Here is a 10,103-nt window from a genome sequence, read left to right as displayed (position 1 = left end):
CGATAAGATAATTAATTAAAGGCAGTCTTCAAGTTTCCTTCCCGTTGGTCTTTCAAGGCTTGTTGGTATTTGGCCTCCTTTTGCTCCGGGGAAATAGGAACGATCTTCTGTCCGTTTTGTAAGTTCTGAACGCCCTCCACAACAATCTTGTCGTTAACATTCAGGCCGCCCGTCACGATATAACGCTGCCCGTCATTCAAGTCGGAGATCTGGATTTCCGTATATTTCAACGTACTATCCGGCTGAAGGACATAAACAAACTTCTTATCCTGTATCTCAATCGTAGACGATTGCGGGATCAAGATAATATCAGTCATCGAATATGGGAAAATGACATTGGCCATACCACCACTTCTCAAGATATTTTGGTTATTCGGGAAAATAGCGCGCATACTGACAGAACCGGTAGTCTGGTCAATAACTCCACTTACCGCATCGATCTTCCCTTTCTCCGGATACATGGAGCCATCCGCCAACTGCAACTGTATCTCAGGCATCTTCTCCAATTGCTCCTTCAAGGTTCCTCCCGCTCTCGTCAAGCGAAGCAACTCCTTCTCCGTCATCGAGAAATAAACATACATGTTCTTGATTTCAGAAACCGTTGTCATGGGTTCCGAGATAGAGGCACTGACCAGACTTCCCACACGATACGGGAAAGTACCTATAACGCCGTCCGAAGGACTCGTAACCGTACAGAAATCCAGATTTTGCTTCGCGCTAATCAAGGACGCTTTAGCCTGGGCTAAACTAGCCTCTGCCGACAATAAATTATTCACGGCCGTTTGATACTCAAAATCACTGATGATCTTTTTATCATACAAGACTTTCTTGTTCTTTTCAGTCAATGTAGCGGTACTGACACTAGATTCTGCCATTTTCACCGCAGCTTGTGCTTGTCTGTAAGCAGCTGAATATTGAGTGTCATCAATCTTAAATAAAGCTTGCCCTTTTCGGACCGTAGCTCCCTCATCCACACACAATTTTGTAATAAAACCTGAAACTTGAGGACGAATTTCAATATCCTGCGTACCTTTAATCGTAGCCGGATAGGAGGTCGTCTGGTCACTTGTAGTTGAACTAACCGCCATAACAGCAAATTCACCATCCCCCAATTTCATACCACTCTGACTGTTTCCACAGGCAGTTAACAAAGACGCACCAACCGCAAACAACGCGATCTGCCTTAACTGAGTAATCGTAATTTTCAGCATTCGTTTATCCATATTTGTATATAATTATATATTCAAGGCTGTTTTCCAGTTTCCTTTTCTCTACCCCCAATGGAGATCTTTCACATTTATTCACACAAGAGGGTCTTTACTCGCTGTTTCATTCTACAAATGTAGGAACTTTTTATGCGATTTCTGTTTCTTACTTATCTTTTTCACCTAAATTAATAGCACTTAAAAGGAAGTATATATTGGAATTCATCACTTTTGGTTTCAATCGAAAATAAAATTGTTTTTTTCAACAATATATTTTATATTTGTATCCACACCTAATAAACAAATATTAATTATGGAACCTAAATTTATAATGCCGGAAGTATTCAGTACCGCATGGAAGGGAACGAGGTCGCAGTTGTGGATATTAGCAGGATTATTAATTGGATATTGTATCTTGTCTTTCACGTTGGCCGCGTTCGCCATGCCTATGCAAAGTTCTGTTATCGGCAAAATCATCGTAAATGTGATTAGCGCGTTATTCTCCATCATATTCTCCTTAGGATATATGAAAAACATATTTCAAGCGTTAGATGGAGAAGAACCCCAGTTTTCCGCATACGGGCAACAAGCAAAAAATATCATTACCTACTTTTTAGCGAGTCTTATCATGGGATTTGTCGTACTGGCAGGTATTCTATTTTTTATCATCCCCGGTATTTATCTAGCGCTACGTCTTCAGTTTTTCCAAGCTTTTATTATAGAGGAAAACGCCGGAATTATCGAATCTTTGCATAAAAGCTGGGACATTACGAAAGGGCAAGTATTGCCTCTGCTCATCTTGGCGTTAGCCATGATCGGGATCATGATATTAGGATGTATTTTATTCGGTATCGGAATTTTCGTCGCTATTCCCCTTATATATATGATGTATGGCTACGTTTTCCGTAAATTGAATACGCCCCTTCAAATACTCGAATAAACCGAGAGGATAAAAGCACTCTACAATCCATACCATGAACAAAAATTATAGAATAAAAGACATCGCTGAATTATCAGGTGTATCGACCGGTACGGTAGATCGTATTTTACATGAGCGAGGAAAGGTATCGGAAGAAGCACGGAAAAAAGTGGAGAAAGTCTTAAAAGAGATCGACTATCAACCCAATTTGATCGCACGTTCTTTAGCGTTGAAAAAAAGGTATCATTTCATCGCTTTAATCCCCTCTTTCCGGGAAGGGGAATATTGGGCAAAACTAAGTCAGGGGATCGAGAAAGCGGAACGGGAGTTGTCCAGCTATAACATCGATGTCGAACAAATATACTTTGATCAATATGATAGCAACAGCTTTAACGAATCGATTCCTAAAATCGAGACAACCGATTGCCAAGGGGTCGTCATCGCCACGTTATTTAAAGAAAGAGTATTGGCCCTGACACAACGATTAGACCAGAAAGGCATTCCATATATATTAATCGATTCTTTTATTGATCACACTAATTGTATTTCTTATTACGGAACGCACTCGTATGATTCCGGTTACATAGCAGGACGTCTTTTATTCGAGCAAATCCGTCAAGAGGACGATATAGTGATCTTCCGTTTCACCCGTAAGGGAGATTCTTGTTCTACACAGGTACAGAGGCGTGAGGAAGGATTTCGGGATTATCTTGCCAAGACCCCGTTTAAAGGAAAAATTCATTTGCTGCATGTTCATGCGGATGATAGAGAGGAAAACAAGAGGTCGCTGAATACCTTTTTCGAGAAATACCCCCAAGTAAAAATCGGTATCATATTTAATTCCAGGGCCTACTCTTTAGGAGATTATTTAAGCAGCGAACGGCCAGATCATCCTTTCAAGCTACTTGGCTACGACGTGATAGAACCCAATGTCCGTTATCTGAAAAACGGATTGATCACCCATTTGATAGCTCAACGCCCGGAGGTACAAGGGTATCATTGTATCAAGGCCCTTTTCCGGCATTTGATTCTCAAGGAAAAAATAGAGCCGGTCAATTATATGCCGATCGATATCTTGGTAAAGGAAAATATACAATACTACAATAATTATATATAATGAATTCCTTATTTAGCGTAAAAGAGAAAGTAATTCTGTTGACCGGAGGCTATGGTATATTAGGAGCCTGCATGGCCAAACATTTGGCAAAGGAAGGTGCATACGTCGTAATCCTAGGACGAAACGAACAAAAAGGAACCGAATTGGCCCGTGAGATAAAGGCAGAAGGAGGCGAGGCTTTATTCTTGATTTCAGACGTGCTAGATAAAACATCGCTAGAGCAAAACAAACAAGAGATCTTGAAAGCGTACGGAAGGATTGACGTTTTAGTTAATCTGGCCGGAGGTAACCTGGCCGGGGCGACCATCCCTCCCGATAAGAGTATTTTTGACCTGGATGTCGATGCTTTCCGGACTGTCGTGGATTTGAATTTATTCGGAACGGTACTGCCTACAATGGTCTTCGCCGAGGTCATGGTGAAACAGGGAAAAGGTAGTATCATCAATATTTCATCAGAATCATCTCTACGGCCATTGACCCGTGTGGTTGGTTACGGATGCGCAAAAGCAGCTATCAATAATTTCACGCAATATATCGCGGGAGAACTCGCTATCAAATTCGGAGAAGGATTACGAGTGAACGCCATGGCCCCGGGTTTCTTCCTTACCGACCAAAACCGGGTATTGATGAGTAATCCGGACGGATCGCCCAGCGACCGTTGCCAAACGATTGTCGCGCACACACCGTTCCGCCGCTTAGGAAAACCGGAAGAGTTACTCGGTACTTTGCAATGGTTGGCAAGCGATGCCTCCGCATTCGTAACAGGTACCGTAATACCTATAGACGGAGGGTTCGATGCCTTCTCGATCTAACAAACATAAATCATAATTTATAAACTATAAATCAAAGATGTATCTATGTGAACAGACTTGGCGTTGGTACGGACCGAATGATCCTGTCAGCCTTTGGGACATCCGTCAAGCGGGTGCCACCGGTATCGTAAATGCGTTACATCATATTCCGAATGGGGAAGTTTGGACCACGGAAGAGATTCAAAAAAGAAAAGCACTGATCAAATCTGCCGGATTAAGATGGAGTGTCGTTGAGAGTGTGCCCGTACACGAGCATATCAAAACGCAAACAGGAAACTTCCAAACTTATATAGAAAACTACAAACAAAGCATTCGTAACCTAGGGGCCTGCGGTATCCGGGTCGTTACTTACAATTTCATGCCGGTATTGGATTGGACCCGGACTGATTTGGCCTACACGATGCCAGACGGTTCCAAGGCCCTGCGCTTCGAACGCGCGGCTTTTATGGCGTTCGATTTATTTATATTGAAACGACCGGAGGCTGAATCCGAATATACAGATGCCGACAAAGCGAAGGCCAAGGCTCGCTATGATTCAATGAGTGAGGAGGAACGCCACTTATTAGTTCGCAACATGATTGCCGGATTACCCGGATCGGAAGAAAGTTTCACGATTGATCAGTTTAGGGAAGCATTAGAGCGTTACAAAAATATCGACGCGGAGAAACTTCGCTCGAACTTGATCTATTTCCTACAAGAAATCACTCCCGTGGCAGATGAGGCCGGCGTTAAACTTGTCATCCACCCGGATGATCCCCCTTACTCTATCCTTGGGCTCCCCCGTATCTTAAGCACAGAGGAGGATTTCAGAAAATTGATAGAGGCTGTACCAAACCCGAGTAACGGACTCTGTTTATGTACGGGTTCTTTAGGAGTTAGAAGCGATAATGACTTGGTTGGAATTATGGAACGTTACGGAGACAGGATTGATTTCGTCCATTTCCGTAGTACGCGGCGAGACTCTGAGGGTAATTTCTTTGAGGCGAACCATCTAGAAGGTGATGTAGATATGTATGGTGTCATGAAGGCTTTACTGGAATTGCAACAACGTAGGAAATGCTCTATCGCCATGCGACCAGATCATGGACATCAAATGATTGATGATCTAAAGAAGAAAACTAACCCGGGATACTCCTGTATCGGACGCTTACGAGGGCTGGCCGAGCTACGGGGATTGGAGATGGGTATCGCCTTATCCCTGTTCAAAAGACATTGAAAAGACGGAGTCTTACAGTTACCGCAGTACTGTGTACGAAGTACCGCAGTACCGTGACTAAAGTACGACAGTACTCCGTACGAAGTATTGTGGTACTCAGCACGTAAGTACTGGAATACTCCGTACAGAGTACTACCCTATTTATAGCACAAGGCTACTCCGACCCAATGGGGGAACATCACAAACCGAACAAACGGGGAATCAATAAGCTTAAATCCGGCAAGAACGCCACCAAGAACAAGACGATAACCATCGCCGCAAACATCGGCAGCAACGGACGGATCACCTGGTCAATCTTTACCCCAGCCACACTACAGCCGATAAACAATACCGAACCCACTGGCGGAGTACACAATCCTACACAAAGGTTCAGTACCATCATGATCCCAAAATGCACAGGATCCATCCCTAATTGCCCCGTCGCTATCGGCAGGAAAATAGGAGTAAAGATCAAGACAGCAGGTGTCATATCCATAAAAATCCCGACAATCAACAAGATCACATTAATAAGCACCAAAATCACGACAGGATTATCACTTATACTTAAAAGAGCATTACTTACCGTCTGAGGAATGTTCTCATAGCTCATGATCCAAGACAACCCTGTACAGGTCGCCACCAAAAGAAGAACAATAGCTGTTGTCTTAGCCGATTGTAATAACACTTTCGGTAATTTAGACCATGTAAGTTCCTTATAGATAAAAGCGAGAACCAACGCATACAACACGGCGATCGCAGAAGCCTCTGTAGCGGTAAACAATCCTATCAAAATACCACCGATCACGATCACCAATAACATCAAGCTAGGTATCGCCCTAAAAAACACTTTTGTCGCCTCCGAGAACGGAACACGTATACCAACCGGATACCCTTTTCTCGCAGCGAACATCGCAGCCACGATCATGATAGCTATCCCTGTAAGAATCCCTGGAAGATAACCAGCCATAAACAAAGCGGAAACAGAGACTCCTCCACTCGCTAAAGAGTAAACAATCAAGACATTACTTGGAGGTATCGTCATTCCCGTCGTAGCGGAGGATATATTTACGGCAGCACTGAAATTCGGATCATAACCAGCCTTCTTCATTTCCGGTGCCATAATACTCCCTATAGCCGAGGCTGCTGCAGCGGCAGAGCCACTGATCGCTCCAAACAACATATTCGCCATGACATTGACCACCGCCAACCCACCGGGTAACCGCCCAACCAATACCTTAGCGAAATCTATCAGACGCAAAGCGATACCTCCGCTATTCATGATATTTCCCGCCAATATAAAAAACGGGATCGCCAATAAAGCAAAGCTGTCCAGCCCCGAAGCCATACGCATCGCATAAGTCGTAAAGGCGGGAAGAGAATCTATATTCACGAGCATCGTCAATACACCCGCCACACCGATGCTATACGCTACCGGGACTCCGGCCACTAGCAAGAAAAAGAAACTTATCACTAATACGAGTATACCTATAATATCCATATCATCAATCGTTTAAGGAATAGAAGAACGAAATAAGGATATAGCATTATCTATCGCATAATAAGCGGTAAGTAATCCCCCTAGCGGTAATGCCAAATACACATATCCCAAATTAATCTCTAGAGAAGCAGAAGTAACTCCCAAATAAAAACGAGTATACACCAACCAAGTCCCTCCTATAATCAATACAAATACAGCGAACAAGAACACGATCAAAAAGATAAATAGCCGCAAAAGCTTTCTTCGGGAAGCAGGAATATGTTGAAGTAACAAATCAATCGCCAGATGCTCATCTTTTCCTGATACATAAGCAGCTCCTAACAATCCTACCCAAATTAATAAATAACCAGCCAACTCGTCTGTCACGGAACTCGGAGAAACCAGTATATACCGGCTTAATACCTGCCATAGCACATCTATGACTAAAAAAGCCATCAAGGAAATCAATGATAGCTCCAATCCTTTATCAATTATCTTTCTCATGGGTATTCTGTATTTGATCTATTAAATCATGAAAAACCGGATTATTCTTAAAACGCTCAATCATCGGGGCCGCGGCATCCATAAACGGCTGTTTATCTGGGTAAATAATTTCCACACCATGTTCTTCCATCTCCTTAAGTGATTGTTTCTCTTGCTCTGCCCAAAGTTTCCGTTGGTAAACAGCCGCATCATCAGCGGCCTGTCGCAGCCAATCACGCTCTTGCTCCGTCAACTTCTGCCAAGTAGCCAAACTAATAATGATTACATCCGGACACATCGTATGCTCGTTGACCGAATAGTATTTTACGACCTCATGATGGAACGCGGTTGTCACAGAAGGCGTATTATTCTCGGCACCATCTACAACGTTACTTTGTAAAGCGGTATACAGCTCCCCCCAATCCACGGGAGTAGCAGAGCCTCCGAAAGTTTTCATCATTTCCACGGCTATCGGGCTTTTTTGTACACGGATTTTCAAGCCTTTTAGATCCTCGGGAGTACAAACCGGCTTGTTTACCGTATAAAAGCTACGGGCTCCCGAATCAAAATAAGCAAGCCCCCTAAACCAATAAGGCTCGGTCGACTCCAATATCCGTTTACCTACCGGACCATCCAATACCTCAAAAAACTGATTACGGGAATGGAATAAATAAGGTATACCAAATACCTTGAAAGGATCGGCAAACCCCTCCAATGCGGCAGAAGAGACTTTCGTGATATCAAGGCTCCCTATTTGAAGTAACTCTATACATTGATTCTCGGCTCCCAATTGAGCAGAAGAATAGATATCCATGCTCATTTTCCCCTCGGACAACTCCTTCAAACGTTCGTTCATATAAATCAACCCCAAATGGACAGAATGGCTGGGCGGCAATCCATGTGCCAATTTCAGCACCCTTACATCCTTCGCTCCTTCCTTACACGAAAAAGAAAGAGATATACACATCAGGAATAACAGACCGTTTTTTAGAATTTTCATATTAGACACGTTAACAATTCATTGTTTACCGACAAATATAAGGGAAATAATCAAATTGTGCACGTACACAGAAGAAAAAAGTGGCCGCTTTCTTCCTGCCTATATTCACATACGGAACAAGAAGAGTACGGCCTTGATTTAACCTATTTCTCTAATGTTATGATGAAACATCGAGACGGTCAAATGTAGAAACTATATAAGTGCCCGGCCTTACATCAGCCGTGATCTTATTTCACAAAATCGTGAAACTTATTCACACCTCTTTTCTTTAATAGCCATTTACGTATTTCTTCTATGTCTTCCTTGTCCGCTTCTATAGTGATTGAATAACGCCGGGAATCATCCGCAAGATACACTTCCCGTAAAAAATCATAAGCCAAGACTTCCGATATTCGCAGTAGTAAATCAACGTCTATACTGCTTCGCTTAAATATCTTATAAATATTGGTACGTTCATAATGTAACGCTTGAGCAAAATCGGAAACCGAAAGCCCCCGTTCTTCCATTTTATCTTTTATTAATGAACCGATATGTATTTCCTTCCGTTCTCCCATATACAAAAGCTGTTTTTAAGGTAATCTTATTTCACGAACAAATCCACATCTTAGAAAAGGTGTGTTACGCTTTACCTTAAACCCGTCAAACTGCGGCACGACCAAATGCCTTGTACACAACAGAAATAAAGCAAAGGAACACACCAAATACAGGTGTATTCGCATTGTCTATTTCTCTGTGTACTTAAAAATTGGTCGTTTTCAGTTTAGAGAAATACCAGCAAATACAATATCTTCATCTCACTTGATCAAAAAGACAAGCTTATCTCTCAATCATTATGTAATATCTCTATTTTACCTTTACAAAGGTAGACAAATTCGAGTATCTGAAAAAACACAAAGAATAAAAAGAAGTATAAACATATCGGAAATATAGACTGTTGAAAAGGGCTTTTTTATACTTTTGTAATAAAACAATATCTAATGACATCTAAAATACATAATGGAACACTTTTCTCTGCGCTCATTTTATTTGCGTCTTGCTGTACACAAAAAACTACTCCACGTCCGGATACTCTCGATATAGTAGATTTCCCTACAGCGTATGTTCCCCTTCCTGCCAAGGATTTCAAATTCATATTGCCAGAAGTTCCGAAACTAGAGGTTTGTCATTCTCCCAGGAAAGATATTACGGAAGACTTTACATCTCGTGATAAAAGCTTGATAGCGGTCAAAGATCCCAAACTATTCAATGAAAATAACACGGAAATTATTGATCTATCCCTGATCCCTGCCAATGAATACGCGTTTCCACTTCCTAACGGGAACGTGATTTCTCCTTATAAAGGAAAAAGAAGGCACCATTCCGGAGTGGATATCAAGACTTTTGCTAATGATACGATCGTATCTGCTTTTGATGGTATTGTCCGGATGGCGAAACCATTTGCTGCCTATGGCAACGTTATCGTTGTCCGGCACTATAATGGATTAGAAACCGTCTACAGTCATAACTCCAAAAACTTGGTTAAACCTGGAGACCGCGTCCTCGCCGGGCAAGCCATCGCCCTAACCGGACGTACAGGCAGAGCTACTACCGAGCATTTACATTTTGAGACTCGTATAAACGGAGTTCATTTCAACCCGAATATCATCTTCGACATGGCTAAAAGGAAATTACACTCAAAATGTCTGGTTTGTACTCAAAAAGGAAATAATGTAATCGTCAAATCAGTTGATATATTACCTCATCAAAAGGCTGGTCCATATGTTCCACCCTCTTCTTTATAAGGAGGTTACAACAAAAAGAAAAGGTCTCACGGAAATTCCGTAAGACCTTTTTCCTTTTCGTGGAGATGGAGAGATTCGAACTCTCGTCCAAACGAGGAACTAATTTGCTTTCTA

10 protein-coding genes are annotated in these 10,103 nt (G+C 42.3%); 5 read left to right on the top strand and 5 right to left on the bottom strand.

What is annotated here, in order from left to right:
• Window positions 1–11: 11 nt before the first annotated feature.
• Entirely contained in the window at window positions 12–1,223 is a 1,212-nt protein-coding gene (locus Q0110_RS10045) for an efflux RND transporter periplasmic adaptor subunit (RefSeq protein ID WP_297906016.1), read from the bottom strand.
• A gap of 295 nt (window positions 1,224–1,518) precedes the next feature.
• Here Q0110_RS10045 and Q0110_RS10040 point away from each other — a divergent pair, with 295 nt between their 5' ends.
• Genes Q0110_RS10040 through uxuA form a run of 4 tightly spaced genes read left to right on the top strand, consistent with a single transcriptional unit; the run spans window position 1,519 to window position 5,269 of the window.
• On the top strand, window positions 1,519–2,145 hold the full coding sequence (locus tag Q0110_RS10040) for a hypothetical protein (RefSeq protein ID WP_297906015.1): 627 nt from the start codon (window positions 1,519–1,521) through the stop codon (window positions 2,143–2,145).
• A gap of 34 nt (window positions 2,146–2,179) precedes the next feature.
• Window positions 2,180–3,241, top strand: coding sequence for a LacI family DNA-binding transcriptional regulator (locus tag Q0110_RS10035; protein WP_297906014.1), 1,062 nt, complete (start codon window positions 2,180–2,182; stop codon window positions 3,239–3,241).
• Complete coding sequence (locus Q0110_RS10030) at window positions 3,241–4,053, top strand: SDR family oxidoreductase (RefSeq protein ID WP_297906013.1); 813 nt, start codon at window positions 3,241–3,243, stop codon at window positions 4,051–4,053. The genes Q0110_RS10035 and Q0110_RS10030 overlap by 1 nt, the downstream gene beginning before the upstream one ends.
• 37 nt (window positions 4,054–4,090) lie before the next feature.
• Window positions 4,091–5,269 carry a mannonate dehydratase gene (gene uxuA, locus Q0110_RS10025; protein ID WP_297906012.1) on the top strand — a complete coding sequence of 393 codons (1,179 nt, stop codon included), beginning with the start codon at window positions 4,091–4,093 and terminating at the stop codon, window positions 5,267–5,269.
• Between the two features lie 178 nt (window positions 5,270–5,447).
• Here uxuA and Q0110_RS10020 read toward each other — a convergent pair whose 3' ends face one another.
• The 4 genes from Q0110_RS10020 to Q0110_RS10005 form a co-directional block, all read right to left on the bottom strand.
• Window positions 5,448–6,746 carry a TRAP transporter large permease gene (locus Q0110_RS10020; protein ID WP_297906011.1) on the bottom strand — a complete coding sequence of 433 codons (1,299 nt, stop codon included), beginning with the start codon at window positions 6,744–6,746 and terminating at the stop codon, window positions 5,448–5,450.
• 12 nt (window positions 6,747–6,758) lie between these two features.
• Complete coding sequence (locus Q0110_RS10015; protein WP_297906010.1) at window positions 6,759–7,229, bottom strand: TRAP transporter small permease; 471 nt, start codon at window positions 7,227–7,229, stop codon at window positions 6,759–6,761.
• The gene (locus Q0110_RS10010; RefSeq protein WP_297906009.1) at window positions 7,213–8,208 is read right to left on the bottom strand and encodes a TRAP transporter substrate-binding protein; all 996 of its coding nucleotides are present in this window, start codon (window positions 8,206–8,208) and stop codon (window positions 7,213–7,215) included. Before Q0110_RS10010 ends, Q0110_RS10015 begins: the two co-directional genes overlap by 17 nt.
• Before the next feature lie 227 nt (window positions 8,209–8,435).
• A complete protein-coding gene (locus Q0110_RS10005; RefSeq protein WP_297906008.1) occupies window positions 8,436–8,762 on the bottom strand; it encodes a helix-turn-helix domain-containing protein in 327 nt (108 codons plus the stop codon).
• 423 nt (window positions 8,763–9,185) lie between these two features.
• Here Q0110_RS10005 and Q0110_RS10000 point away from each other — a divergent pair, with 423 nt between their 5' ends.
• Entirely contained in the window at window positions 9,186–9,989 is an 804-nt protein-coding gene (locus Q0110_RS10000; RefSeq protein WP_297906007.1) for a M23 family metallopeptidase, read from the top strand.
• Window positions 9,990–10,103: the final 114 nt, after the last annotated feature.

Origin of the sequence: uncultured Parabacteroides sp., from assembly GCF_947855115.1 — a bacterium.
Lineage (GTDB): Bacteria > Bacteroidota > Bacteroidia > Bacteroidales > Tannerellaceae > Parabacteroides.
This window is presented reverse-complemented; position numbering and strand designations above follow the sequence as displayed.